The sequence below is a fragment of the Planctomycetia bacterium genome (assembly GCA_016795155.1).
Classification (GTDB): domain Bacteria; phylum Planctomycetota; class Planctomycetia; order Gemmatales; family HRBIN36; genus JAEUIE01.
Genome location: JAEUIE010000010.1, coordinates 61,754 through 87,724 on the forward strand (window position 1 = coordinate 61,754; position 25,971 = coordinate 87,724).

A 25,971-nucleotide genomic window follows, 5' to 3' on the forward strand; every position below is an offset into this window, starting at 1 on the left:
TTCTTTCACCCTGTCAGGAACTCCTCATGTTGCAGTTGGTTAGTCTCTGTTTTCTGCTATGTCTGATGCCTCAAACTGGACATGCCGATCCTCGCGATGATCGCATTAAAGAATTTCTCAAACGATCCAACGTAGAAGCCTGGGAACAATATCTGTGGAACAATCCTCAGCGTAATGTGACGTTAAACGATATCATGCTGATCTACAAGAAACAGTATGGTCTGGATGTTGCCATCAATTACCGTGCATTTGGTAACGAAAAGAAACATGTGCTTCTTGATCGATCGGTGAAGAAAATTGCCAGCCGCGACGAGTTTATTCCCCGTGGGCTGGCGCTGCAGTTTTATCTGGATAGTTTGAACAACGGTGATCTGACTTACCATGTTCAGAATGGAACCATCTGGATCGTGCCAGGCAAAGGCACTCTTTCCGATGAATCGAAGAACAGTGAACTGAGTGAGACGCTCCGCAAGACGAAGCCATCCTACGATGACAAGTTGAACCTGGAAGCATCCAATCGTTCCCGCGTGCCGCCCACGGACCTACTGAAGGCCATCCAATTTTTTGCTGATGAAAGTCAGGGCAACTTCCGCTTTTTCGTTCGCGAACGCGGAATGCCCCGCAACCTGATGCATACCCAGATCAAAGTGCCAGCCTTTGCTGATCTTTCTTACGATGCCATCCTGAAAAATATCCTCGATCAGGTAAATGCGAGCTATATTATTCATGACAATGCAGTGATCATTGTGCCCGGCAAGAATGGTTCACGATAAGACTGATGCCAAAGCCGTATTGACCTTACCAGCCCATCATGAGGCCAGCCTTTCAGGCTGGCCTCGTTTTACACCTGCCGAAGCGCTGGGCCCTCTGGTGCAGGAACAGGTGATTCTGGGTGAACACACTTTTTCGATGTGGAGACCTGCTGAGCCTGACCGCTTGCTGGAACACCCGGCAACAGTTGCAGCGTTTGCCCAGGACGAATACATGCCCTACTGGTGCGATCTGTGGCCAGCCTCACGCATGCTGGCCAAGGCATTGTTACAGCAGGTATTGCCCGCCCATCAGAGCGTACTGGAACTCGGCTGCGGTCTGGGCATGGCGGGGATTGCAGCCCTCGCACGAGGCTGTCACGTTGTCTTCAGCGATTACGATGCCACGGCGTTACGTTTTGCAGCGGCCAATGCACTGCATCATCAGTTCGACCAGTTTGAGTTACTGCCTTTGAACTGGTGTCAGCCGCCTCAACGTACTTTCGATTGGATTATTGCTGCTGATCTGCTCTATGAAGTGCGCAGTGTCGTTCCCGTGGCAGAGTGCCTGGCGAAAATGCTGGCGCCACACGGCGTGGTATGGATTACCGATCAGGATCGCAGCCCGGCACCCGTCTGGAAACAGGCCTTGCAGGAACGGGGCTGGAGCTATCAGATGATACCGATGCATGCTGGCCAGCCGGCTGGGCCAGGGCAGGTAGCACGACGGGTGAAAGGCACACTCTATCAGATTCAGCGGACGGCACAGGCCTGACTGGCGAAGAACCGCTGTAGAGACAATTTGTTGGAGACATCCAGCAATTGCACGGTGCGAGCCAGATTATGCTGCAGGGTTTGAGCCAGTGGGCTGGCATACGGAGCGATCAGGATGATGGTGCCAGGGTCTTGCGACTGATTCTGCAACAATCGCATCAGCGGGGCAGCGTCGGGTGATGGAACAGCAGTAACCTGGGCCAGTCTCTCCATGACGGGAGTCAGTTGCTTGAGTGTTGGCCCGCTTTCCAGCAGGACGGGAAGCGAACTTGCTCCATCTACAATTCCGAGAGATATTGTTGATCCCAGCTTGCGTGTCCAGGTGTGGCACAAGGTGCAAGCCAGACTGACGGCTTGTTCGATATGGTTCAGAGGATCAACGCATGCCTTGAGTTTCTCTTCCCGTTTCAGTTCCGAGGGCAATGGATTTTTTGACTGGAGTTGTGCCTGCCGCAGGGGTAATTCCAGTACCAGCTCATTCCAGTTTTTGCGTAAGGTTTCTTCGGTATCAGGCAGCCAGGCTTCAAGGATAATGGTGATATGTTGTTCGGGTGGTTCTTCAAATTCCCGAACCATGGGTGTGCCCACGCGAGCAGTGGTACGCCAGTGAATCCAGCGGGCACTGTCTCCTGGACGATAGGAACGTATGCCGTAGAAATCAGCAGGCGCTGCGGTGCGGCGGGAGCGGGCACGGGTCTGCAGTGCTGCTGCACGCCGGCTGGCCCGCAGCCATTTCTGGAACTGCTGATGATCCAGCTGTCCCAGGAGCGGAAGAACGAGTGTTTCGCGTTCAACGGTGGGGCAAATGATAGATCGTCGGCAAAGACCAAAGGGATAACCCGTTGCAACTCGAAGCGGTTTCCACTCGTACCAGCCTCGTCGCAAGGGCACGATCTGCCTGGTTAATTCCAGGGTTTGATGGGGATCGAGATGGCTTAAGCCAATAACATTCTGGTGCCCGCTGCCTTCATCGAGCAGATGCAGGCCTGAAACGCGGGATAGTCCGTGGTTTTCAATTTCCAGACTGGAAACAACAGGTGTTCCGACATGTGCGGTGCCGACAAAGCGTCTGCGGGCTTTCAACTGCTTCAACCGGCGCTTGCTGAAGACCGTTACCAGCATGTTCAGCAGCCACATGGAGAGCAAAAACGTAGCAACGAATGTGACGAGATTGAAGCCACGTACCAGACCCTGCACCATGATGATAAAGCTGAGGACAAACCAGAGCGATCCCTCGGCCGAAGGGGCCCAGGCATGGCCAAGAAGCCAGTTGTCCCAGTTCTTCCAGGCGATACCGAGCTTATCTATCTGTGACGTGCGTTGAGACACAGGTTACCGTGGTTGGATGGTGGTTTCACTAAATAGGGACAGGAATTTTCTGCAGAATGCCAGCAATGGCTTCATCGCCTGCATCCACCAGGCCTGAGGATGCCACCTTGGGAACAATGCGATGTCCGAGGACACAGACTGCTGTCTTCTTGACATCGTCGGGAGTGACAAAGTCGCGGCCTTCCATCAAAGCGTGAGCCTGGGAAATGCGATAATGTGTCAAAGCACCGCGTGTGCTTACTCCCAGATGAATATCATCGCGGGCACGGGTGGCTTCGGTAATGGCGAGCAGATAATCGGCAATGGCGTCATCGACGCGGACTTCCCGCACCTTTTTCTGCAGTGCAATTACATCGGTCTTTTCCAGGACCGGCCCGACTCGATCAGCAGGATCGCCTTCGCGGTGCTGAGTCAGAATGGCACGTTCAATTTCTCGTGGCGGATAACCCAGCCTGATGCGGACAGCGAAACGATCCAACTGGTTTTCAGGCAGGGCATAGGTACCCTCAAACTCGTAAGGATTCTGCGTGGCAATCACAATAAATGGCATATCGAGTTGACGGGTTTCGCCATCCACACTGACCGCACCATCGCCCATGGCTTCCAGCAAGGCACTCTGGGTTCTAGGCGTGGCACGGTTGATTTCATCTGCCAGCACCATATTGGCAAAGATAGGCCCGGGGCGGAACTGGAATTCACCCGTAGGCTGGTGAAAGACGCCGGCGCCGGTCAAGTCGCTGGGCAGTAGATCGGGTGTGAACTGCACCCGATGGAAACTGCAGCGTAAGCTCTTGGCGAGCACACGGGCCAGCAGCGTTTTGCCGATGCCCGGCACATCCTCAACCAGGATGTGGCCTTCGGCCAAGATGCTCACCAGCGCCATGCGCACGGAATCGGTTTTGCCCAGAAAAAACGTACCAATATGCTGGGCAAGTTTGTTCAACTGCGAAATATCAGGCATACTACTACTCGTAACAGATGGGACGGAAAAGATATGAATGAAGGATCATTGTAATCAGACTTGCCCCAGTTGCCAGCAGTAAATTGCAGACATAGTCATATACAACTTATTAAGCATTCAAACACGTCCTTCACCACCCGTTGCGGAGAAGTCAGCAGGTTTCACTTGGTCCTGTTCTCGCTTCGATTTTAACCGTAAACTGTGTTTCCATATCAGTGATCGCAAGGTAACGTAGATTAAAACAGCAAAGGCAGAAACCAGAAAACCAAGTATCGTCCATAATGCTGGAGATAATGAGACTCCTTGTTCTTTTAGATTACTTGCATCGCGACATAGACATATTGCACACACCACTCCACAGACAAAAGCATATAGTCGACTGATGTTGGCCCAGTTCTCCAGAAAGGCAATGAGAATTCCTCCAATCATGATGATTGCGACAAGGGATAGCAACGATGCCGTTGAAAGAAGGAATTCTGATTTGTTTTCACTTCCGTTACTAGTTGAAGCACCATTATCATGTCCTCCCATAGGCTGAATAAGCCTATCCATTGCCGATAGACTCAGTTCCTTACCGCAATCACAAAAGCAATTAGTTCCAGCCTGAGTTTCATCGAAAGTTTGAGTTCGACCACAGGGACATGAAACCTGAAAGATAAGTTTTTTTGATTCATCGGAAATTGGCGAAGCTGCGTTACTTAAATTACCCTGCTTCTTTTTCATATGTTCTGGGAGTTTCATCTGAATTGTCCTTTAGCATTGAAGACAAGTCACTTTGCATAAAACCATAATTTTTTCGAAATGCAAGAATTAATCATGATTTTAGATTACTGTCTGTGGTTGTTCGAACTGTTTTCTATGACAGAGACTTGGCACCTTGCTTTCCTGCCTGGGCTAAGCAGGCGACATGCAATGTAGTTTGAACAAAAAGTCAGATTGATTCGGGCGTAGCTAATGAAATGATGAAATCATCTGGCAATGGATTGGCAATTCTCCGAAGATATCTCTCCCGCCGATGGTTGGAGTGTGCTGATGTCTCTCTCGTCCCGCCGTTCGTTTCTGACTGCCTCGCTGGCTGGTGTTGCTGCCTCAGCTTGGGCACAAGGCCGCCGGGTGTATCCCGAAGATCCCCCTTTTCAGCCTGCTACGATCTTCCTCACCTGGCATCGCGACCCTACCACCACCATGGTGGTTCAGTGGATAGGCACCCAGGGGGAAACCAGCGATTATCGCATTTTCTACCGTCCGGTACTCACCCACGGCGCGGTGGCCCAGTGGACTTCTTCCGCAGGCACACCCGGCGGGTTTGGCAGCCTGATCAGTTCTCTGACCGATTGGCGAATTCAGATGCCAGTCAGCAAACCGTACCCGAAAACTGATTTCAAAGTCTTTCGCGCGGAGCTGACTGGCTTGCACCCAGGCACCAATTACGAATTCCGGCTGGGCAAATCGTCGCCCATGTATCGCTTCCGCACCATGCCACGCAAGGCAACCGATGGCTTCATGTTTGTTTCCGGTGGCGACTGTGGCGTCAATCAGCATGCCGTCGAAAACAACCAGCAGGCAGCCCGTCTTTCACCCCAGTTTGTCATCATTGGTGGCGATCTGGGGTACGACAATGGCCGATCGGTTGAAGTCAGCCTGGCGTTTATCCGTAACTACAGCAAACACATGATTGATACAGAAGGCAGACTGATTCCCCTGGTGCCTTGCATCGGCAACCATGAGGTGGATGGCGGGTACGGCAAGCCACGCACCAAGGCTCCATTCTTCTTTGCCCTCTTCGATGGCCTGTTCCCCGAGACCAGTTACAACACACTCGACTTTGGTGATTACCTCAGCCTGGTTTTGCTCGATACCGGACACGTTTCCCCCATCGGTGGTGAACAGGCAGATTGGCTGGAGAAAACACTCAAGGCACGCAAAGACCATCCCAACGTGCTGGCAGTCAATCATGTGCCGGCTTACCCCTCGTTCCGCAACCCCACGAGTACCGTGCCAGGCAAAGCAGGTACTGGTGAAGAGAACCGCAAGTACTGGGTGCCTCTTTTTGATAAGTACCGCGTGCCAGTGGTGCTGGAGCATCACGACCATACTTTCAAACGCACCAAACCTTTGCTCGATCATCGGGCTGATGACAATGGCGTACTCTACCTGGGCGATGGTTCCTGGGGCCGCTTGCGTGCCGCCAAGTCTCCTGATGAACTCAGCTACCTGGCGAAGTCGAGCAGTGATTTTCATCTATCCCTGCATCGCCTGCAGGGGGAGGAACGGTTCCACCTGGCGATGGATTCCCAGGGCCGAGTCATGGATGTTTGCCGAAGTGCTCAGCGAAAAACAGGGATTATCCGTACGACGGAAGGATGAGAAGCATACTAGGTCTCCCCCTTCACAAGGGGGAACTGGAGGGGGTTAGATTTTCGTGACCTTGAACCCCACACGACCTCCCCTTGGTAAGGGAAGGAGAAAAATCAAAAATAAATTTTGCGGATGTTGTCGAAATCACTCCACCTCATTCGATGCGTTGGTAGAAACAGCAATTCCTTACCCGGAGCATACCCATGCGAGTTATGGTGATAGTCAAAGCGACCCCCGAATCGGAAGCAGGCATCATGCCCGGCGAACAGCTACTTACCGATATGGGCAAGTTCAATGAAGAGCTTGTCAAAGCAGGCATCATGTTGGCAGGTGATGGGCTGCATCCCACATCGAAAGCCAAGCGAGTGCATTTCAAGGGTAAAGATCGTACCGTCACCGATGGTCCTTTCGCTGAAACCCGTGAACTCATTGCCGGCTACTGGATCTGGCAAGTCAAGTCGATGGAAGAGGCAGTGGAATGGGTGAAACGTTGCCCCAACCCCATGATGTCAGAATCGGACATCGATATTCGCCCGATCTTCGAGATGGAAGATTTTGCGGATGTGATGACACCGGAACTGATGGAAAAGGAACGTAAACTGGCAGCAGAAATCGAAGCTCGCCAGAAAAAGTAAGAGTGAATGAACCGGGCGGACCGATCTGCCTGTTCCTGAACTTGGCGACAAGTGGTTCCGACATGGCTACTCTAAACAGTAGTCATGTTACCAACACCAACCCATCGCACGATTGATGCTCTCTGGCGAATGGAATCAGGTCGCATCATTGCCGGGGTCGCCCGGCTGGTGCGTGACGTTGGCCTCGCCGAAGAGCTTGCCCACGACGCCCTGGTAGCGGCACTGGAACAATGGCCAACACAAGGTGTGCCTGAACAGCCTGGCGCCTGGCTGATGACCACTGCAAGACGTCGTGCCATTGACTGGCTACGCCGCCGGAAATTGCAACAACGCAAACACGAAGAACTGAGCTATCACTGGGATGAAGCAGATGCTGATACAGAAAACATCTCAGATGAGACGATTGAAGACAGTTTGCTCAGGCTTATTTTCACCACTTGCCATCCGGCACTGCCAACCGATAGCCGGGTGGCATTAACGCTGAAACTGCTGGCAGGTTTGACCACTGGAGAAATTGCCCGGGCTTTTCTCAGCACCGAACCAACCATTGCTCAACGCATCGTTCGGGCCAAGCGGACCCTTGCTGATGAGAACATTCCCTTTGAAGTGCCTCAAGGCGAAGAGCAGCACGAACGGTTGGCTTCCGTGCTGGAAGTCATTTATCTGCTGTTCAATGAAGGCTATGCAGCAACCACGGGAGACGATCTGATCCGTCCCGCGTTGTGCGAGGAAGCACAGAGACTGGGGCGCATCCTGGCGGAACTCATGCCCCGTGAAGCGGAAGTGCAAGGGCTGATCGCTCTTCTGGAACTGCAGGCATCGCGATTGAAGACACGCACCAATGCACAAGGCGAGCCGGTACTACTGATGGATCAGAACCGTGCCCGGTGGGATCAGTTGCTCATTCGTCGTGGCCTGGAGGCTTTGGCGAGAGGGAAAGCATTGCAGCAGTCGCCAGGTATCTATCTGCTGCAAGCCGAGATCGCTGCCTGCCATGCCCGTGCCCGCACACCGGGGGAGACGGACTGGAAACAGATCGCAGCATATTACGACATATTGCTGGAAGTGTATCCATCGCCCATCGTTGCCCTCAATCGAGCAGTGGCCATCGGTATGGCATACGGCCCGCAGGTGGCGTTGCCTCTGGTAGAGGAGTTAGAGAAAGAACCGTTGCTGGCTGGTTTTCATTTAGTGGCCAGCGTCCGAGGCGACCTGCTCGAAAAGCTGCATCGCTTTCCGGAAGCGTCGCTAGCCTATGAGCAGGCGGCCAGCCAGACCCGCAATGAAAAAGAGAGGCAACAACTCCTGCAACGAGCCAAAACCTGTACAAACCGTTTTAATGCTAGTACCGATCAGAAAATATCCTAAAATGATTGACAGAACGTCATCATCGCCTACAATTGAAATTATTAACTTTATTTCAATCGTCATATGAACCACGACGTTGACCTCTACTGGATCAAAGAACCGGCACAGATCAAGGCGCTGACGTCGCCCATGCGCCAGGAAATTGTCGACGCTGTAGCAGCCCTCGGGCCTTGTTCCATGACCGAACTGGCTGAACATCTCGGCCGGGCAGCTGATTCCCTCTACTTCCATGTCCGCAAGCTCGTCAAAGTCAAGCTGCTTCGTGAAGTGGAAAAGCGGAAAGAAGGCCGACACGTCTGGGCCATCTATGCCTTGCCAGCCAGGCAGGTGCGTATGGTCTATTCGCCAGCCATGCTCAAAACCATTCGCAAAGTGGTGGCAGGTGCCATGCGGCTGAGCCTGCGCGAATTCAACCAGGCCCTGCTGCAGAAAAACGGCTCCTTCACCGGGCCTCATCGCAATCTCTGGGGAGGCCGCATGAAAGGCTGGCTCACCCCGGAAGACCTCGTGGAGGTCAACCAGATCATCGAGAGGCTGCTCTTCCTTATGCAGAAACAAGGCCCCGGGCCAGGCCGTACCATCCATTCGCTCGGCTGGGTGCTTTCCCCGGCACGCGTTCGCCAGCGCAATTCTCGCTCTTCCTCTGCCAACGGAGTGTAACATGCTCACGTTTATCACCCTTTGCCTGCTGACCAGCCAGTCATCTGCTGCCACCATCACTGCAGACGAGATCATGCACCAGGTTCGAAAAGCTACAGGCTTCTCGGTGAACAAGTTGCCTGCCACCGGTCTGCAGCTTCTGGGCAAGGGCACCTATGCCGGCATGCCTGCCAAACATGAAGTGCTGTTCAACCGTGATGGGCACTTCATGCAGAGCGTCACTTCCAAAATCAACACGGGCATGGGTTACGATGGCAGCCAAGCCTGGGTGCGCGACCTGGCAGGGGAGCAACGCATTCAGGAACTGACCGACCGGCGCAATACGCTCTTCAATGGCCTGCTCATGACGAACCTCTGGATCGATGCAGTTTCCGGCATGCAGTACACCCTGCCTGCTGATTCGCTCAAAGAAGGCGTGTACTCCCTTTCATTCATACACCAGCCAACCGAGATGAAGGGAACCGTGCGCATTGATGCGAAAACCTGGTTGCCTGTCGATTGCACGGTCACGGTCGAAGGCCGCAAGATGACTACCAAATGGAGCGGCAGTGTCGAATTTCAGGGCATGAAATTCCCACAGCAGATACAGGCATTTTCTTCCAATGAAGGTGTTGAAGCGTTAACGATAGAAACCATCCAGGCTGCACCCACTTTCGTTCGTAACCCCTATGCTGCACTGGATGTGGTGCCCAGCGATACGGTTTTCGATAACACCGTTCCTGCGGAACTTGAAGTCAAACGAGCCAAGACGGGACACCTGCTGGTGAAGCCCAAGGTCAACGGCAAGCACGTAGGCTGGTTCATTTTCGACAGCGGAGCAGGGGCCAATGTGCTGGCCAACAGTGTCATTAAGGAACTGCAACTGGAACAATTCGGTGAACTGCCTGCGGTGGGTATTGGCGGAACGGTCAAAACACATTTCAGCAGGCCGGACTCATTGACCATTGGCCGTGCAACTCTCAAGCAGCCTCTGGTCATCGGCCTTGACATGGCTTTTCTGGATATTCCCATGGGGGAGTACATTTCAGGTATCGTTGGGTACGGCACCTTTCACCGTTGCGTGGTCGAAATGGATATGGACAAGAACATCATTGCCCTGTTTGATCCCAAAGATTACGACCAGAGCCGCGTGAATAACCGCTGGCAGAAACTTTACCAGACCGCACGGGTTTCCTGCGTGGAAGCCGAGTTCGAAGGGCATAAAGGCATCTTTAAGCTCGATACCGGAGCTGCAGGTAGCACCGTGGCTCTGCATGCTCCCATCGTCGAGAAACTGAAATTGCTGGAAAACCGTGAAACGAGTGACTCATATGCAGGCGGCGTTGGTGGCATGGTGAAAGCGAAAAAAGGGAAGCTCAAATACTTCCAGATCGCTGATGAAAAGTTTGAAAATGTGGAAGTGACCTTTGCCACCGCCAGCAAAGGGGCGTTCAACTCTGCCGACACCATGGGCAACATTGGTGGCGAGCTGGTGAAGCCGTTCAAGCTGGTATTCGATTATCAGAACAAGCGGATTGCGTTTGTCAGACGTGCGGGTTCAGAATAATGGAAGCCGTGGGACACGTTTTCAACGTGTCATCGGAAACAGTACGCAGAGATCACGCTCGACGTTGTCACGATACAATCGTGACCCACAAAACTGTGGGACACACGTTTCCAACCAGCAATTCACACAGGTTAGCGCAGCCACTTTCCCAATTCCAGCACCCGGTATTCCTGGCTTGTTGAAGGCTCCTTGCCGGTGCCTGATGCCAGGTGTACTCGCAAGGCTGCTGGCTCAAAGATCATGCTCTGCAGCGTCATATCTTTTTGATTCACCTTGTGCAGGTAAGTCTTCAGTTCACCAACACCGATAGAGTGCTGCCCGGCACAAGATGCATCGAGACTTGCCAGGCGGTCGATGGTGGTGAACATATTCTTCGGCTTCTCCAGTTTCAGATCGCTCGAAATGAAGTGATTGGTACAGCGGCAGGTGCCATGCTCTGCAGTTCGTTTGATGACGTGAGTAGGCGTGTATTCGAGAATGGCTCCGCCATTCTTGTCGCAGACTGCCAGGTGTTGCGAGGTGGTGCGTTTCAGCTTCGAGAGCATCTGGTATGCTTCCTCCACGGTACTGCATTCTTCCAGAATCCTGCGATAGTTGAGCAGAAACGGTACCCCTTCGGGGTCGAAGGCCGGGCCTTTTTCTTTCGGTGAGCCGGTGGTTTCCAGCGATGCAATGGCTAGGCCATCGGCATTGATGCCACTGATGACCCCCAGCGTGCCAGGGTAGCCGATGGAAGCAATCGATTTTTTGCCAGGCTGATGCACAATGGTCACCAGGGTATATTGCTGCAGATAGCCCAGCCCCATGTAATCCATGTTGCGGGCGAAGATGGTTTGCCCGGTGCTGCTGCGTTCCTTCTCCACGATGACTGCAGAACAGCCAAACAGCGACATCAGCAGGTGTTTCTGGTCGAATACGGTGTTGCCAAAGATAAAAGTATTGCGGTCGATGCTACTGTGTTTCAGCAGAGATTCCGCTTCGGCCCGGTAGTCAGCGGGGAAGTTGTCGTAGAGCTTAAGACTGGTTTTCATCAGGCTGGGCATCAGCAATTTGGTACCCGTCGGTGTGGCAAGTTTGTTGAGTAGTTCTTCGGGAAACTTGAGAAGCCTGGCCGATGGGCCAGCCATCAGCTTGGCAGCTTGTTCGCCTAGTTGCTCTGGAGTGCCGGAAAGCGTCAGTACCGGTATACCGTTGTGATATTTCAGACTGCCCGCCTGATAGGTGGCTTCCGGGAAGCGGAACGTATCCTGAGCGTGCAGACTTGAGAGCAGACACAACGAGCATAGTATCGTAAAGCGAGACAGCATGGAGGACTCCAAGGAGATGCCAACAGCATAGCATGAAGCAGTGCAAGTACAACAGGGTGGTGAAATGAAAAAGCCCTGGATTCTCCAGGGCTACGATAGATAACTTGTTCGAAGATTGTTACCACGAAGGGCTTTCTACTTCGTCTTCCACACCTACCATCTGTCTGAGTTCATTCATCTGCTCATAGAACTCATCGCTGGTGCTGTGGATGTGTTCATCTTCGGTGATGATGATCAGATCGTCATTACGCTGAACGCCATGCCGTTGCAGAATGGTTTCAAAAGATTTCAGTTGCGGACCATAGAGATAGAGGAGCTTGTGCTCATCAAAATGGACTTCATAATCCCGGTCAGCATTGAGAACTGCCATGCCGGTGCATCCATCGTTCAGCAGCAGGTTCTCGTAATCGCAGAGAATGCTGGTGAGTACAGGCAGGTCGATATCGGTGCGTTCCCAGGTGGCTGCAATCGGTGGACCGTCTGCTACCTGCTCGAGTTCATGGCTTGATTCCAGGATGAAATCAACCACTTCTCCCAGCGGAGTGAACAGTTCGAAAAGTAAGGGGAACAGCTTATCTGCAGATACTGCCGCGGTGAGAACCGGCATGCGCAGACCCAGTTCGGGGTCTTTGTAGATTTCGATGCGGTACCCTTCGCGGAAGGGAAACAGGGGTTTTCGAGCTGGGCGAATGGCTTGAGTCAGCGTTAAGCGCTGGCCACGCGCAGACGGTTGTCCCTGTGGAAAGGCGACATCCTGCGCCGAGAGTTTCCTCCCTGCCGAGCGCTTCTGATTCACGGCATATTCCTCGTCGGGAAGCCATGCCAGCGGCAGTGAGACCGTCTCACCTGCCGATCAATCGAAGTTTTTCAGGCAACCTGAAAAGCTCCTAAAGTATACGCTGTAACCACAAATAAAGCCAATCACCGGCCCGCAAATCTTAACTCATCGCCACCATCGGAGTGCCTGTTGTGTGGGATGTGAGGGGGAAGGGTACGTAGCAGCAAGGAGTTAGTAGATAGTAGACAGAAACGAATTGTCGCGGAGGCTCTCCATGGCAGCCCGCAGCGCAAGCAAGGGGCGATGTGCAATGATTCTCAGTTATTGCAGGTTTCCCCTCGCTCGCGCGTCGGGCTGCCATACACCGCACATCCGGCACTCTTGGCGTACCCGGTGTAGTTCGACCACCTGACCAGGCTTTACCAGAACATCGGGCTGTTATTGTCTGTCTGTTTTCCCTTATCATAATCAGGGTGTGTCTGGTTGCTTACCAGGAGGGTGTGTGATGCAACGACAGGGAAACTTGGTCGCCTGGCTGCTGCTGGGCCTGATGGCATGTTGGTGTATTCCATCTGATTTACCTGCTCATGCACCGCAGGAAGCGGTACCACCACCTAAATCTACTGCTGAACCCCTGCATGAGTTTTGGGAAGCCATTCATCTGCAAGGTACTCATGTTGGCTATGCCCATGGTGTCTATCGCCCTGTGCCAGGAAATCTGGTGTCCAGTTCTGAAGAACTGCATTTGTCCCTGACACGCTTTGGTCAATTGCTCAAGATGAACTTCAGCTTCAGTATGATCGAGACGAAAGCCGGCCAGGTGCAGCAGTTCACTATCAGGCAATCGCTGGGTCGAGATGAAGAACTAGTCAGGAAAGGCATGGTTGAAAAAGGGCAGGTTCGTATCATCAAAAACCAGGGCAACCAGCCTGCAGTCACCAAGATGGAGCCTTGGAACAATGATGCACTGGGCCTCTATGCCATGGAACAGATTTATGCAGGCAAAGAGCTGAAACCCGGCATGCAGTTTGATTTCAATAGTTTCTCCTCTGATTTCAACACGGTTTTGAGCCATCATGTCACAGTCCATGAAAAGAAGATGACCGAATTGATGGATGGCAGACATCTTCCTTTCTGGCGGGTAACTGTCAAACTACAGAAGATCGGCGACATTCAACTCTTACCCATGGTCTGCTGGGTGAACGACAATGGTGAAGTGTATAAAAGGGAACAGAACATCCCCGGACTGGGTGATTTAACCTTCTTCCGTACCCGCAAGGAAAAAGCCAAGCCAGCAGGCAATGCGGTCATTGCTCAGAACGATTCAGACATCGGCTTTTCCCAACTCATTCGGTTGAACCGTTCGTTCAATAACTTCAACGACACACGAAGCGTTGTTTACCGGGTTCAACTGAAAGACTTCGAGGGCATTGAAACGGCATTTGCCAACGAACCCCGGCAGACGGTGAAAATCAAGAATCCGGGGGAAATGGAGATTACTGCCAGACAGATGAATTCACCCCCTCAGGGTGCAAGCACAGCGAAGCTGCCACCGGAATACCTTCGAAGCAGCCACTTCATCAACAGCGACCATCCGCAGGTAAAACAGCATGCCCGTGAAGCGACAGCCAATGCCCAGACCCCCTGGACGAAGGCGCTGGCTATTGAAGACTGGGTTCACCGCCGCATGACCAACAAGGATTATGGAAAAGCGTTCGCAACTGCGACTGAAACAGCCCGCACGCTCGATGGCGATTGCACCGAACATGCCGTACTGGCGACAGCCATGTGCCGGGCTGCAGGCATACCCAGCCGGACTGCCATCGGCCTGATCCATGTTCCTTCCGAACGAGCCATGTGTTTCCACATGTGGTTTGAAGTCTGGATCAACGGCCAGTGGTATTCGCTGGATGGCACATTGGGGCAGGGGCATATTGCCGGCGGGCACGTCAAAGTGCTCGATGCCCACTGGAACGATACCGATTCGTATCTGCCCTTATTACCGGTTACTCGACTGTTAGGCAAACTCAAGATGGATGTATTGAGTGTGGAGTATGAAGCGGGCGTGCCGCCACGGTAGAGGCACGCTTGTTGAGGTAGGTTATGCCACAACGTTCAGCGTTTGATCGTGCCCGACAATATGTGTGGTATAGGCCATGGTCTCCCACTCTGTCGATTCTACTGGCTCCGCTGAGTGGATTGTTGCTGGTGTTGCTGTTGTGCCTGCTGGCTCTTCTGCTCGACCTGGCGATCACACGCGGACTGGTGCGCGATGCCAACGTGCTTCAGGGATGGGTAGCCACCCAGGGCAGTTCGTCTGAAGCTCTTGCACTGAGCAAATTGGCGCTGACCGGGCAGGGGCTGGGCCTGCAGTCACTTGCCATCCGCACTCATCAGATCATGCTGGGCGATCTGCTGCAGCATCTGGTCAATACGTTTCCTGACTTGCGAAACAATTATGTCTACCTGCTGACGCTCATCCTTGGTATTCTGCTGTCGGCCATTCTGTTCAGCGTGGTGAGTTATTTCCAGAAAAGCACCGCAGCCTCGGCTGCGATTGATGGCATCACCCGGCTTCGCCGGGCGGTGCATACGCATGCCTATCGTCTCAGTTCCCTGACACTGACCCAGTTGAGCCAGGGGCCGGTGATTGGTTCCACCATGCGGGCACTGGACACTTTGCAGGATGGGCTGTTTGGATGGTTCGTCCGCAATATTCATGAACCCTGCAACATGCTCTGGCTTCTGGTATTCCTCTTCTGCATCGATTCAATGCACGGCAAACCCTGGACATCACTGATGCTCCTGGCCGCTGCCGGGCTTTACTGGCTGTTCAGTTCATGGATTACTGCATCGGCCCGTTACCAGGAAAGGAAAAGCGCCCTCAAAGCGGCGGAGGGGCAGGCCTTGCTCCTGGAAAGTCTTGGAATGCATCGACTCGTCAAGATGTTTTCGATGGAACAGTATGCGAAATACAGACTCGAAAGGTTGCTGCATCGACAAGGCCAGGCAGTGCAATCCCGCTGGTACTGGCAGTTCTTCAGCCGACATGGCCGATGGATTCTGCTCGCCATTCTGAGCACCGCCCTTGCCTTGGCACTCGTAGGCAACCTGCTCAGCGGCGATCTCCGGTTCATTCCCATCATCATGATGCTGATGACTATTGGCTGTCTGTTGATCGTCCTCAAGCGCTGGCAACACGCGTGGCTGCTGGTGCGAAAGGCCAAGGCTGCAGCTCGCGGGCTCTTCCAACTGCTCGATCAGGAAACGGATGTGAAGCAGGTGGTAGGGGCAGAACTGCTGTCCCCATTGACCCAGCAGATTGCTTTGAACAAGGTCACCGTGCTCGCCCCAGACACCGATGAAGTGCTGCTCGATGAAGTATCCCTTGCCATACAGGCTGGTGAACATGTGGCACTCGTGGGAGATGAACAGGCCAGGCTGACCATTGCCTACCTCATTCCCCGGCTGATTGATCCCAACCAGGGCGAGGTCCGTGTCGATGACAAGGCTTTGCCCTGGGTGACGCTGGAAAGCATCCGCAAGCAGGTAGGCACGGTGCTGCAGAATGATCTGATCTTCAACGATACCGTGGCCAACAACATCAGTTGTGGCCACGAGGAATATACGTTGCCTCGCATCATTGAAGCAGCCAAGCTGGCCCATGCCCATCAGTTCATCATGAATTTGCCTGATGCATACGAAACCCGCATTGGTGATCTGGGAGACAGCCTGACCGTCAGTGAACGATTCCGCATTGCCCTGGCGAGAGCCATTCTGCGCGATCCCACCATCATGGTCATTGAAGAGCCATCCAATGGTCTGGCAGACGAAGACAAAGTCTGGTTTGATGATACCCTGAGCCGATTTCTACATGGCAGGACGGCGATTCTCTTGCCCCATCGGCTATCGACCATTCGCAAGGCCGACCGTGTGGTACTGTTGCACAAGGGAGTGATTCTCGATCAGGGCGCCGATGCTGACATGATTCGCAGAAACGAACGGTACAAGCACTGGCAGTACCTGCGGTTCCATTCATTTCAGGATGACGCATAACCGTGGGTTCCGTGGATCACGATTATATCGTGATAGCGTCGAGCGATGTCTTAGCGTACCACCACCGATGACACGTTAAAAACTTGTCCCACGTTTCTGTGGGTCAAGATTCCAATCTTGACAGGGTCACGCGGAAGCAGCGTATCGTTATCGAGAACAGGATTGGAATCCTATTCCACAGGAAAACTACTCCTTTTGGCCAGGTTTCTTCCGTGTCGATTTTCCTTCCATGTGAAAGAGTTGTTTCCCTGTGCGATCTTTTGTTACTACATTCCAAACCATGTGGTCCTTATCAGTAAAGCGCTGTTGGTTGGTTGTGACTGCATCGGGGTTACCTGTTGAAACCCATGTCATGGTCTTTTGGTCATTATCCCAAGTGCCTGTTGATTCACTGGTCATCCCAGTGGAAGATAACCACCAGGCACGATAACTTGTAATAGCGCGAGACTTTGCCTTTTATCTGATCAAAGCTGGTGATGGTATTATGAGTGGGGAATTCCATCAGTCTGAACTTCGTACTGTCTTGCACACGTTGATATGGTTCAATGTCAACCATCGGCACCAGAACCTTTACTTTCGGCTCGTCGCGGGGAGTTTGAGCCAGCAGCGGTGGATGTAATCGCGGATTACCTAGGCACCAGCATAGAACAATGATGCAACCTGATGCCAAGAGCCTGTACCAATTGGACATGGAAAGTTCTCCATGAAGAGCGAGTTTCTTCAAGCATAAATGATGCTGACAAAGAGGGCAAAGAGAACTGTGTCAGAAAGATTGCAGAAATGATATTCGTTACGATGAGCAGCCCAGGAATCTTTGCAATTTATCATCATCTCGGGCAAGACGCCAAACTGAGTTATAGAAACATCGAACGGTGGTTATCTCCAGGCTGAATCAGGCCCAAGGGGCCGAGATATGATAGCCCAGGGCATCGCCCTGGGTTCAGAATGATTCAGAACGCCAAGCCCCAACGGGGTGAGACAAGATCTGGATATTCAGGGTTATCACGCCCCTTCAGGGCTGGGTATGCATTGAGGATGTCCCAGGGCGATGCCCTGGGCTAAGCTGTCAAGCCCCTTTGGGGCAGGCTTCAGCTTGTCCTGCTCCGCCGACCATTGCATTTCTGTATCTTGCGCGCAACTTCAAAACTGGCGCAGCGGGCTGCCAGTTGCAACTTACTTCACCATCAAAACGATCATGCCAATGGTGGCAGCCAGCAGCACGAGCGTGATGACATACCCGACGATGGTCCACCAGCCATAGCTGCTTTCATCAGAAAAGGCACGCGGTGTCCAGGAGACGTAGTTCTGGTTCTCTGTCAAGCGGGAAAAGACACCAGAGACAAACGCAGTCTGATTGTCGGCTTTGCCGGTGGCAGCGAGGTAACAGCCGCCAAAGAGTGGTAGTGTTTCATCGCCTCCCGCGTCGGCCAGGTTGACACAGCGGGCGAGCAGGCGACCCAGCCGGGGGCTGCGAACGTACATTTCCCGAACCAGCATATAGAGGTGGGCATTGTAGGGTGGTGCAACTCCTGGTGTTTTCCGCATGTCAGCAGAGGAATCGACCTTGAGAATCTGCATCACCCAGCGGGGCAGCACATTCTGGCCAATCCACAGCGCTGCGTTCTCGTAGAGTTTGGGTATCTCGGCAATAGGCAACTCGGGAATCATCGGGATGCGCTGACCTACGCGCTGCGAGAGATGTTCACTCTGGAAGCAGTTGCGGAACTCGTTGAAGCCGACAGCCGTTTCCAGATCGCAGACCATGCTGATCATCGGCATGCGCAGGTTCATCGTTTCGCGAACCAGCCCCAGTTCCGTCTGCAGAATGGGCAGGCCTTCCTTGTTGGTGTTTTCAGATTCGAGTGATTGCCAGGGGATGAGCACGAGAATGCCGTTGAGCGGGCACCAGGGACGTCGATCGCGCTGGATCAGTTTGCACAGGTACATCAGGCGGGCCTGATCATTCTGCAGAACTGCCTTGGGAATAGGCTCCATCTTCACTTCGGTTTTCTGGGGAGCCTTGGACAGATCGCTGAGTTCCTGCAGCCTGGCCTGTTCTTCGGGTGTCAGCCCCCGCTCGGTTCGCAGGCTCACGAGACGGTTCAGTTCGTCGAAGAGTTCCTTGTCCATACCCATATGGGCAGCAGCGGTTTCCGGGTTCAACGTCTTGTTCATATCGACTTTGTTCATGGCTTCGGCGACGTTGAAGTTCATGCCTTCACCCGCGAGGATGCTGCAATAGCGACCCCAGGCGGTGGCGCCCGAACAGACCAGGTAGATGGCATCGCGATGCACATAGAAGCGAAGGGGGGATCGTTCCTTGCCCGGGGCAATCAGCATGTCTTTGAGGCCGGATGCTTTCATCAATGCCTCATCCCCCGCCTGATTGCGACCCAGAATGAGGAACAGGGGATACTCGGCGAGATTCACGCCTGCATCATCGAGTTGTTCCAGTCCACGCACCCAGGCATCTTCAATGTCGGGAAACTCGATGATGGTATCGTCTTCGTTCAGCGTCAGAATCAGGTAGTAGAGCAGCCATGAAAACATGTACCCAAACAAAAACATGACAGGCAGATAGACCCATTTGAGTTTCGGATGATTAGCAAGGGCTCTATGAAGGCCGAGGTACTCGCTGGAATTCACTTCGTAAAGTACGTAAAGAATCACGCCTAGTATGATGACACGAACCAGGATGCGTACCCATCGCGGCCAGGTGCGGAAATCGGAGGCTGACATGAAGATCGGAACGATCAATCCGAGCCAGGTTCGGATGAAGGTCATGATCCCAATGATAAAATTGTAAAGTGCCTGCATGAACGCCTCGAAGTGTCAATTGGACCAGCGCTGGAGGAAAAGAAAAACTGCTGTGCCAAGGCAAATAAGGATAATCGTGAACAAGATGCGGAGCATCATGCCATACCGTTCACGGTTGCGCAGGGCTGGAACGTTACTGTGCGGTTCTCTTTCTGTCGGCAGTGGAAATTCCCTTGGCATGCCGGTAAGTACTCCCGTTCTCACCGTATTGATGAATCGATGTACATCGGTTATTCCAGCTTCGCCAGGCTCTCCACGGAATCCCAGCAGCACACACCAGAGATGAACCTCCAGGGCATCGGAGCCTGATCGTGCTTGAGCCTTGATCATATTGTTCCAGAATCGCCAGGCCCGCTGATGTGCTCCTCCATAAAGAATCATTTCCAACGTCGATTCGGTCCACGCCGAAGTCCAGGTTGAATCCGAGGCGATGAAAATTTCGTCGAGCCAGCAGGCTAGTGCATAGCGTATTCCCAGGAATGGCTCCATCGCCTTGTTCGAAGTATTGGTGATGCGGTTGTTGATGCCATCGCCTATGTATTGCGGATCCTGATTCAATTCGCCGTGCCCGGTGAGCATCTGGATGAACCGCTGCTGTTCCACCTGCATGGAAGGGTTTTCCCCTTTCTGCAGGCGTGACTTTAAATCGAGCGCATGCCCCATCACTTCATGGACCACTCGTGCGTATTTATCCTGCATAACTTTCCTATCGTTCTTGAACCGTCAACACCCTGCTTCCAGCAAGAGGTTTCCGGCATCACTCATTCCTAACTGCTGCGTGTGTTTCCGGCGGCACCACATACAGAGTGAACTGCATCTTGGTAATGACACCATCGGCACGGATGGAGATTTCCGATTGCCCATCGATGCTGCCAGCAATCAGTTTTTCATTCAGGCGGATGGCAATGCTCAGTGTGCGCTGCACGGCGGCCCATTCATCAGGCGAAAGGGTACGGTTAATCTGGAAATACGACAATGTGTGCGAATCAGGCAAAACTCGTGGCTGATTTCGAATATGCGTAAACGCCAGACCACGAAGTCCCCGTTGGAAAATGTCATCGACATTATCCAGCGAACCGATCTTCATATTCAAGATACGTTCCAGCAGCCTGACTACCTGGTCCGTTGACAACGGACATTCCACACCGACGAACATCTGGTAGCCCTGAGCAAGCCAGCGTGGCTCCATATTCACCTTCATACGCAGACCCGAACCGATGAACTGTGCATCCTCGTAGCCTTCTTGATCGCCACGGCCCAGCAATTCATTGATGTAGTTGGCTACGGTATAGAAACAGTGACCCAGATTGTCGTGTTCATACATAGGTAGATCATCAGGCGGCTCCATATTTGGTCCGAGGATGGCCAACTTGCCCACCAGCCTGCACAGTTCCATGTACGCTGTCAGCGGATGCACGCCCTGGGCATGGGCCATGATCCGCAAGTGAGATGAAACTTCATTGAGCAGACGCAGCCCTTCAAAGATTTTGCGGTCACCAGGTGATTGACTGTCAAAGGTAATTCGACGAGAGCGTACCTGCTGGGCACGCTGCTTGACGAGTTTACTCGCCCGGTGATAAATCTGCTGCAGAATGCCGACCTGCAACGGTTCCCAACCATGACAACTGAGCAGCGGCGGAATAAACGGCTCATGCAACTGTGGCACCGCTTCCGCCTTGGCGGACCGTTCCACCCGTGCCAGCGGAATCACTTCATAACCAGCAAAATCATCCAGGCTGGTCAGCAGTCGGACGTTGAGTTGCTTGAATTGTATCTGCCAGGCGTTTTGCCCGCTGTTTTCATCGACGATACCTTCACGGGGTATTTCCGCACGGTAGCGAATGGTGATATCTTCGGGACCACCCAGGTTGCTGCGGGTTGGCTGCAGTGCGGGTACGGCCAGCACCATTTCCAGCGGGTTCTGCCGGGCCAGAGCATCGCGAAAATCGATCGAGGAGATAATGCCATCCTGCGGCACTCGCACCAGCGTGCCATCCCTCAACCGGGCTTGCAGCCGACGTACTTCAAACCGGTAGTTCTGCAGGGCATCGAGATTGATCTCGATACTCTGCACCCCCCAGTTGTAATTGACATCCCACTGGGAGGACAAATGCATCTGCTCATGCCAGTACCTGTCCGAGGCCTGAAAATGATGAGGCCGCAGAAACATACCCTGATGCCAGAGTACCGCATGAGAACTCATGAACGTTACCTGTTGGAGAACTGTCGAAAAGCGTCCCTATCTTAACAGATGTATTTTCTTTTGGTAACAGAAACAAGCAGAAATGGCCGAGGACTTCGGTTTCTGGCTATCGGATGGTAGGGATTGGTGAGAGTTTTCGAGGGTTTCAAGAAGGAAAGGAACAGAATCACACCCCGTAAGTTAAATTGTATTGATCAAATACTCAGGCAAGTCAGTAAGAAACTCCGCCTGGTGAGACGTGGTTGGCGCTACCGGTCATTTGCAAAGATGATGCAGAGTATGTGAGGCCATGGTTATAAAGCATGGCCTCAAGGATTTTCAATGGAGAAACTTAATCGTCGTTCAGGATCGTGCCAATGCCACGGTTTCTGACAATCACCGAATTGCTGCTGTTGCCGAACAAGTCCAGATAGAACAACTCATCGGCTTCTCGTTTGTTGTCCCCCTTTACCGAGATCGTTATGGATTTGCTGGTTTCGTTTGGTGCAAACGTCAATGAACCAGATCGGGCGGTATAATCACTACCCTGGGAAGCAGTGCCGTTCGCTGTGCGGAATGATACAGTTACTGGCTGGTCGTACGCAGCCGAAAGGGTCACGACGAACGTAAAGACCGTTGTTTGTTTATTTCCACCTTCATTCAGCGATACATCGGAAATGCTGATCCGTGGTTCATTATCCACTATGGTCCCAACGCCCAGACCGTCTGCAATACCTGCGTTGGTAGCCTGACTCAGAGTAACCAACAGTGTTTCGTTTTGTTCAGCAATACGATCACCATTTACATGAACAGTGATGAACTTACTCATCTCGCCTGGAGCAAAGGTAAGTGTACCGCTTTGAGTTTGATAATCGCTGCCTGCCAAGGCTGTGCCATTGCTGGTTGAGTAGTTGACCGTAATGACATCGTTACTGGGTGTTGTCAGTGTTACTTCGAATACTAACTCATTTGTCCCGGTATTTCCTTCGAGTACAGACGAATCCGCTATGCGAAGGCGAGAAGAAACTGTTCCGGTAACTGCAGAATTGGCATTAAGGCGCCCACCTGAGACAGTATTGCCATTCAGACTGAATAATGAGTCTGTCGTCAACAGCAACTGATCCTTAATCTGTAGTGGAGACCAGTCCGGATGAAGGTCACGCAGCAGTGATGCGACTCCCGCAACATGCGGCGTGGCCATGGATGTACCGCTGATTGCACCATATTCGGTTTCCAATCCGTAATCCCACATGGCATCTGTCAAATAAGTCGGGAAGGTGCTGTAGATATTCACTCCCGGGGCGCCTAAATCCACGCTGTTGGCACCATAGTTGGAGAAGTAGGCAAGCTGGTCGTTGTGATCGGTAGCAGCAACAGAAATGATGTTGTCCAGATCGTATGCAGCGGGGTACATGGGCGATTCGTCAGCATCCTCGCCGTAGTTACCGGCTGCAGCAATGAAGAGGTGCCCTTGGAGACCGGCGCTTTGAATCGCATCATACAAACCCTGATCGTATGGTCCGCCTCCCCAACTGTTATTGGAGATCATCGCCCCCATGCTGACTGCATAGTTCAAGGCGTCGATGGCATCCGATGTATAACCATATCCCCAGTAGTCGAGAAACTTGACAGCCATAATTTTGACATTCCAACTCACTCCAGCCACACCTATACCGTTATTACCGACAGCTCCAATCGTGCCGGCAACATGGGTACCGTGGAAATGATCATCGAGCGGATCACCGGTCGGATTGTAGAACTCGTCGCGGTAGACAAAGTTTGCACCATAATAGTCGTCAATGATGCCGTTGCTATCGTTGTCCAGCCCATCATCGGGTATTTCACCGGTGTTCGTCCACATATTATCAACCAGGTCGGGATGCGTGTAATCAACGCCAGTATCGATGACAGCAACGATGGTGCTGCCATTGCCCGTCCAATGGTTCCATACTTCCGGCGCATCAATATCCGCTCCAGGTGTGCCACCTGTCTGACCAGTATTATTCATACCCCACAAGCTGCTGAAACTCGGATCGTTTGGAGTTACCTGTGCCTGAATCCTGAAATTCGGCTGAGCATATTGAACCAGGGGGTTGTTCCTGAATGTTGCCAGCGCATCCTCAACCTCTACTCCTGGAGCAAGGCGTACTTCATGCAGTCCAGATACCATTGGCAACTCGCGACCAATGGTAGCTCCATCGAAGAAATTCATGCCTGTTAGCACTGAAACATCGGGGCGAAACCGAACCAGGATACGTGACGTATCATATTCGTACGACTTTTCTTCATGTACAAACATCTCGGTTCTTGAAGCGCCTGGCTGAAGCGGCCCTTCAGGAAGGATCATCACCGGGCTGATGCTGGGCAGACTACGATCTTCCAGGCATTCGACGCCCGGCCGAAGTTTTACTACCATCCGCGAGCCCCGCCTGACATGATCGCGCCGGCCCCGGTGCGGTGCCATTGGGGATCGGAAGTTTCGCAGCCAATTGTGGAGTGACATGGTTCTTTCTCCCATTCGAAGTTGGTCTGCAGTACATTGAAAGGAATACTCCTCAGCGCGCAGACCATGCGCCGGGGCAGTACCGGGCCGGGGGGAGCTTGCTTGGCAGTGAGGACCCCGCCGGCCGGTTCTTCATGCTCTCAGAGACTGAGACACTTCGTCATCGCTCGTTGAGGCGTGGTTCCCGAGGATCGCGGGCATCACATTGAAGTCGAACATCTCCTGGTTGTAGACCCCGTCGCCTACCCCTCGCCGGGTGGTTCGCCAAGCATTGCCGGGCGCCAGAGCAAGACAGGGTGCATGGCACCCGCCGCGGACGGATGGAAAACCCCGTGGCGTACTGTGGTTCAGCCAATGTGGCCACAGTTGTCACCGGGCCGCATGGGGTCGCTCGTGTTCGACCGCCATCTGCAAGGCGGAACCGACCTCGAATCGATACTCTTCTGGCGCCAGAAAGACGTGCACTAGGGGCTTCACCAAACCGGGATCGTCTTGGATCTGGTATGAAATCACCTGCACATCCCTCATGCGAATTCGGTGCTTCACCACGCTTTTGCCTCTGACGTGTTTCATAACTTCAAGCACCACGGACGCAAACTTTTTCCCCGAAGCCCGCGCTAAAAGCAGATTGAAGGTGTGCGGGCCAGCTTCCATCAAAGCGTTCACGTGAAGTGGCTTGGGTCCATGAGGGCTCCAATTTGGCCCGCCGACTCTAACCAAGGGAGGCCGCCTGCTCATTAAGGCCGTTTCCACCTTGATTTGGGTGAGTTCGATCCATCCGGGGTGGGCTGGGTCAGTGCTATTCCCGGGCACGCTCAACACTAGTAAGTAGGCATGCATGACGTTAGTTCCTCATAGGACTGGCTTCAGATTGACAGATTCGGCGTTGACATGGTCGGTATTCACTTTCCAAATTGGTCTGCGGTACAGTGGTTGGAACATCGCTGCCGGCGCGCAGACCGTACGCCGAAGCGGTGCCAGCTGGGTGAGGAACTTACTTGACGGTAAGGACCCAACCGGCCGCATTCTGTCACGATCTGCATCACAAGCTCTGTCTCGCCGTAACTTGGTGGCAAACTCCGGTAGCACGTACGAATCCAGGAATATTCAAGCCGAACAGCGAAAGTCCCCACCGGAATAAACTTGTCCGGTAGAACTTCCATGACCTGCCGGAACTGCCAGCCGACCTTCTCCAGCACCGCCGACGCAATCTCTTTTCCCGAATTCTGCGCCACTTGCAGGCTATTAAAGGTTTGGGTGCCCATACGTTCCAATGCTCCGCTTTGCGAAAGTGAAGCCAGCGAGCACTCCGATATTCAATTCGCGTTCTATCCAGCCGGGAATCTCTTTGGCTAGATCCGGGTCGGACTGCGCAAGTATCGCCACACATTTCCACAGGTCCTGTACGATCGAATTGAGGTCGTAAATCAAACTGTCTACCTGATAGCTATTCGATGTAAATTCCTTGTCCTTGAGTCCCCGCAACCGGCGCAGTTCGATTCCGACAAACTCAATTGCTTTGTGAAAAGCAAATCGCGTCTGCTTGTCAGCCATTGGAATCTCCTTTTGACACGTTACCCCGTTCTTCTCCCACCCTTCTGCCATCGAAACGAGGGACAAGGTTGAAGAACAGAATCAGTGTCATGAGGGTGACGGCGAAGCCCGCTCCGGCGGTCATCAACCGAATCACGTCAAGCGTGTGAATCGACTCGAAGCGAGGATTGCTGACCACGCCGAAGAAGGCAAACAATCCCCAGAACGCGGCGAACCCGGCCATCCAGGGGAGGAACCGTTTTCGGTTCGCCATTTTGCTTTCATTGGGTCCAGACATTTCGATTTACTCCTGGTCTTGGGGAGATCGAAGGCATCAAAACTCCACTGGTTCGATTCGCCTTCACTATTCATTCGTATTCCGCGAAAGCGACAGGTCGCTTCCGTAGCGGTTCGA

General features: G+C 53.0%; 22 protein-coding genes. 9 read left to right on the forward strand and 13 right to left on the reverse strand.

Going from position 1 to position 25,971, the window contains the following annotated elements:
• Positions 1 to 26: 26 nt before the first annotated feature.
• Both JNJ77_04925 and JNJ77_04930 read left to right on the forward strand, forming a co-directional pair.
• The gene (locus JNJ77_04925; GenBank protein ID MBL8821910.1) at positions 27 to 773 is read left to right on the forward strand and encodes a hypothetical protein; all 747 of its coding nucleotides are present in this window, start codon (positions 27 to 29) and stop codon (positions 771 to 773) included.
• Complete coding sequence (locus JNJ77_04930) at positions 760 to 1,524, forward strand: methyltransferase domain-containing protein (protein ID MBL8821911.1); 765 nt, start codon at positions 760 to 762, stop codon at positions 1,522 to 1,524. Before JNJ77_04925 ends, JNJ77_04930 begins: the two co-directional genes overlap by 14 nt.
• Here JNJ77_04930 and JNJ77_04935 read toward each other — a convergent pair.
• From JNJ77_04935 to JNJ77_04945, 3 genes are all read right to left on the reverse strand, one after another.
• Complete coding sequence (locus JNJ77_04935) at positions 1,503 to 2,852, reverse strand: DUF58 domain-containing protein (protein ID MBL8821912.1); 1,350 nt, start codon at positions 2,850 to 2,852, stop codon at positions 1,503 to 1,505. The genes JNJ77_04930 and JNJ77_04935 overlap by 22 nt on opposite strands.
• Positions 2,853 to 2,880: 28 nt before the next feature.
• The gene (locus tag JNJ77_04940) at positions 2,881 to 3,813 is read right to left on the reverse strand and encodes a MoxR family ATPase (GenBank protein ID MBL8821913.1); all 933 of its coding nucleotides are present in this window, start codon (positions 3,811 to 3,813) and stop codon (positions 2,881 to 2,883) included.
• A gap of 117 nt (positions 3,814 to 3,930) precedes the next feature.
• Positions 3,931 to 4,554 (reverse strand): hypothetical protein, encoded by a 624-nt coding sequence (locus JNJ77_04945; GenBank protein MBL8821914.1) that lies wholly within the window; start codon positions 4,552 to 4,554, stop codon positions 3,931 to 3,933.
• Between the two features lie 291 nt (positions 4,555 to 4,845).
• Here JNJ77_04945 and JNJ77_04950 point away from each other — a divergent pair, with 291 nt between their 5' ends.
• From JNJ77_04950 to JNJ77_04970, 5 genes are all read left to right on the forward strand, one after another.
• Complete coding sequence (locus tag JNJ77_04950) at positions 4,846 to 6,180, forward strand: metallophosphoesterase family protein (protein MBL8821915.1); 1,335 nt, start codon at positions 4,846 to 4,848, stop codon at positions 6,178 to 6,180.
• 194 nt (positions 6,181 to 6,374) lie between these two features.
• A complete protein-coding gene (locus tag JNJ77_04955; GenBank protein MBL8821916.1) occupies positions 6,375 to 6,806 on the forward strand; it encodes a YciI family protein in 432 nt (143 codons plus the stop codon).
• 84 nt (positions 6,807 to 6,890) lie between these two features.
• Positions 6,891 to 8,174 (forward strand): RNA polymerase sigma factor, encoded by a 1,284-nt coding sequence (locus tag JNJ77_04960; GenBank protein ID MBL8821917.1) that lies wholly within the window; start codon positions 6,891 to 6,893, stop codon positions 8,172 to 8,174.
• Positions 8,175 to 8,237: 63 nt separating this feature from the next.
• Complete coding sequence (locus JNJ77_04965) at positions 8,238 to 8,834, forward strand: helix-turn-helix transcriptional regulator (protein MBL8821918.1); 597 nt, start codon at positions 8,238 to 8,240, stop codon at positions 8,832 to 8,834.
• 1 nt (position 8,835) lies between these two features.
• Positions 8,836 to 10,380, forward strand: coding sequence for a retropepsin-like domain-containing protein (locus tag JNJ77_04970; GenBank protein ID MBL8821919.1), 1,545 nt, complete (start codon positions 8,836 to 8,838; stop codon positions 10,378 to 10,380).
• 131 nt (positions 10,381 to 10,511) lie between these two features.
• Here the strand turns inward: JNJ77_04970 and JNJ77_04975 are convergent, their stop codons facing one another.
• Positions 10,512 to 11,687 carry a hypothetical protein gene (locus JNJ77_04975; GenBank protein ID MBL8821920.1) on the reverse strand — a complete coding sequence of 392 codons (1,176 nt, stop codon included), beginning with the start codon at positions 11,685 to 11,687 and terminating at the stop codon, positions 10,512 to 10,514.
• Between the two features lie 118 nt (positions 11,688 to 11,805).
• Positions 11,806 to 12,483, reverse strand: a complete 678-nt coding sequence (locus JNJ77_04980) for a hypothetical protein (GenBank protein ID MBL8821921.1) — start codon at positions 12,481 to 12,483, stop codon at positions 11,806 to 11,808.
• Between the two features lie 487 nt (positions 12,484 to 12,970).
• On the opposite strand from JNJ77_04980, the gene JNJ77_04985 reads away from it, so the two are divergent.
• Both JNJ77_04985 and JNJ77_04990 read left to right on the forward strand, forming a co-directional pair.
• On the forward strand, positions 12,971 to 14,545 hold the full coding sequence (locus JNJ77_04985) for a transglutaminase domain-containing protein (GenBank protein ID MBL8821922.1): 1,575 nt from the start codon (positions 12,971 to 12,973) through the stop codon (positions 14,543 to 14,545).
• Between the two features lie 23 nt (positions 14,546 to 14,568).
• Positions 14,569 to 16,521, forward strand: coding sequence for an ABC transporter ATP-binding protein (locus tag JNJ77_04990; GenBank protein MBL8821923.1), 1,953 nt, complete (start codon positions 14,569 to 14,571; stop codon positions 16,519 to 16,521).
• 388 nt (positions 16,522 to 16,909) lie between these two features.
• Here JNJ77_04990 and JNJ77_04995 read toward each other — a convergent pair whose 3' ends face one another.
• The 8 genes from JNJ77_04995 to JNJ77_05030 form a co-directional block, all read right to left on the reverse strand.
• Positions 16,910 to 17,212 (reverse strand): hypothetical protein, encoded by a 303-nt coding sequence (locus tag JNJ77_04995; protein ID MBL8821924.1) that lies wholly within the window; start codon positions 17,210 to 17,212, stop codon positions 16,910 to 16,912.
• 482 nt (positions 17,213 to 17,694) lie between these two features.
• Complete coding sequence (locus JNJ77_05000) at positions 17,695 to 19,305, reverse strand: hypothetical protein (protein ID MBL8821925.1); 1,611 nt, start codon at positions 19,303 to 19,305, stop codon at positions 17,695 to 17,697.
• Positions 19,306 to 19,353: 48 nt separating this feature from the next.
• Positions 19,354 to 20,037: a DotU family type IV/VI secretion system protein gene (locus tag JNJ77_05005; protein MBL8821926.1), complete on the reverse strand. Its 684-nt coding sequence runs from the start codon at positions 20,035 to 20,037 to the stop codon at positions 19,354 to 19,356.
• A gap of 58 nt (positions 20,038 to 20,095) precedes the next feature.
• Positions 20,096 to 21,541, reverse strand: coding sequence for a type VI secretion system baseplate subunit TssK (tssK, locus tag JNJ77_05010; GenBank protein ID MBL8821927.1), 1,446 nt, complete (start codon positions 21,539 to 21,541; stop codon positions 20,096 to 20,098).
• A 331-nt stretch (positions 21,542 to 21,872) separates the two neighbouring features.
• A complete protein-coding gene (locus JNJ77_05015; protein ID MBL8821928.1) occupies positions 21,873 to 24,023 on the reverse strand; it encodes a S8 family serine peptidase in 2,151 nt (716 codons plus the stop codon).
• Between the two features lie 369 nt (positions 24,024 to 24,392).
• A complete protein-coding gene (locus tag JNJ77_05020) occupies positions 24,393 to 24,863 on the reverse strand; it encodes a type VI secretion system tube protein Hcp (protein ID MBL8821929.1) in 471 nt (156 codons plus the stop codon).
• A 405-nt stretch (positions 24,864 to 25,268) separates the two neighbouring features.
• The gene (locus tag JNJ77_05025; GenBank protein MBL8821930.1) at positions 25,269 to 25,577 is read right to left on the reverse strand and encodes a hypothetical protein; all 309 of its coding nucleotides are present in this window, start codon (positions 25,575 to 25,577) and stop codon (positions 25,269 to 25,271) included.
• Positions 25,570 to 25,854, reverse strand: coding sequence for a hypothetical protein (locus JNJ77_05030; protein MBL8821931.1), 285 nt, complete (start codon positions 25,852 to 25,854; stop codon positions 25,570 to 25,572). Before JNJ77_05030 ends, JNJ77_05025 begins: the two co-directional genes overlap by 8 nt.
• Positions 25,855 to 25,971: the final 117 nt, after the last annotated feature.

Excerpts from the sequence above, each read along its gene's own strand:
- JNJ77_05000 (MBL8821925.1), bottom strand. The coding sequence starts at position 19,305 with ATGACCTTCATCCGAACCTGGCTCGGATTGATCGTTCCGATCTTCATG.
- JNJ77_04955 (MBL8821916.1), top strand. The coding sequence starts at position 6,375 with ATGCGAGTTATGGTGATAGTCAAAGCGACCCCCGAATCGGAAGCAGGC.
- JNJ77_05025 (MBL8821930.1), bottom strand. The coding sequence starts at position 25,577 with ATGGCTGACAAGCAGACGCGATTTGCTTTTCACAAAGCAATTGAGTTT.
- JNJ77_04960 (MBL8821917.1), top strand. The coding sequence starts at position 6,891 with ATGTTACCAACACCAACCCATCGCACGATTGATGCTCTCTGGCGAATG.
- JNJ77_05005 (MBL8821926.1), bottom strand. The coding sequence starts at position 20,037 with ATGCAGGATAAATACGCACGAGTGGTCCATGAAGTGATGGGGCATGCG.
- JNJ77_04925 (MBL8821910.1), top strand. The coding sequence starts at position 27 with ATGTTGCAGTTGGTTAGTCTCTGTTTTCTGCTATGTCTGATGCCTCAA.
- JNJ77_04975 (MBL8821920.1), bottom strand. The coding sequence starts at position 11,687 with ATGCTGTCTCGCTTTACGATACTATGCTCGTTGTGTCTGCTCTCAAGT.
- JNJ77_04945 (MBL8821914.1), bottom strand. The coding sequence starts at position 4,554 with ATGAAACTCCCAGAACATATGAAAAAGAAGCAGGGTAATTTAAGTAAC.
- JNJ77_05030 (MBL8821931.1), bottom strand. The coding sequence starts at position 25,854 with ATGTCTGGACCCAATGAAAGCAAAATGGCGAACCGAAAACGGTTCCTC.
- JNJ77_04990 (MBL8821923.1), top strand. The coding sequence starts at position 14,569 with ATGCCACAACGTTCAGCGTTTGATCGTGCCCGACAATATGTGTGGTAT.
- tssK (MBL8821927.1), bottom strand. The coding sequence starts at position 21,541 with ATGAGTTCTCATGCGGTACTCTGGCATCAGGGTATGTTTCTGCGGCCT.
- JNJ77_05020 (MBL8821929.1), bottom strand. The coding sequence starts at position 24,863 with ATGCATGCCTACTTACTAGTGTTGAGCGTGCCCGGGAATAGCACTGAC.
- JNJ77_04985 (MBL8821922.1), top strand. The coding sequence starts at position 12,971 with ATGCAACGACAGGGAAACTTGGTCGCCTGGCTGCTGCTGGGCCTGATG.
- JNJ77_04950 (MBL8821915.1), top strand. The coding sequence starts at position 4,846 with ATGTCTCTCTCGTCCCGCCGTTCGTTTCTGACTGCCTCGCTGGCTGGT.
- JNJ77_04995 (MBL8821924.1), bottom strand. The coding sequence starts at position 17,212 with ATGTCCAATTGGTACAGGCTCTTGGCATCAGGTTGCATCATTGTTCTA.
- JNJ77_04970 (MBL8821919.1), top strand. The coding sequence starts at position 8,836 with ATGCTCACGTTTATCACCCTTTGCCTGCTGACCAGCCAGTCATCTGCT.
- JNJ77_04930 (MBL8821911.1), top strand. The coding sequence starts at position 760 with ATGGTTCACGATAAGACTGATGCCAAAGCCGTATTGACCTTACCAGCC.
- JNJ77_05015 (MBL8821928.1), bottom strand. The coding sequence starts at position 24,023 with ATGTCACTCCACAATTGGCTGCGAAACTTCCGATCCCCAATGGCACCG.
- JNJ77_04965 (MBL8821918.1), top strand. The coding sequence starts at position 8,238 with ATGAACCACGACGTTGACCTCTACTGGATCAAAGAACCGGCACAGATC.
- JNJ77_04940 (MBL8821913.1), bottom strand. The coding sequence starts at position 3,813 with ATGCCTGATATTTCGCAGTTGAACAAACTTGCCCAGCATATTGGTACG.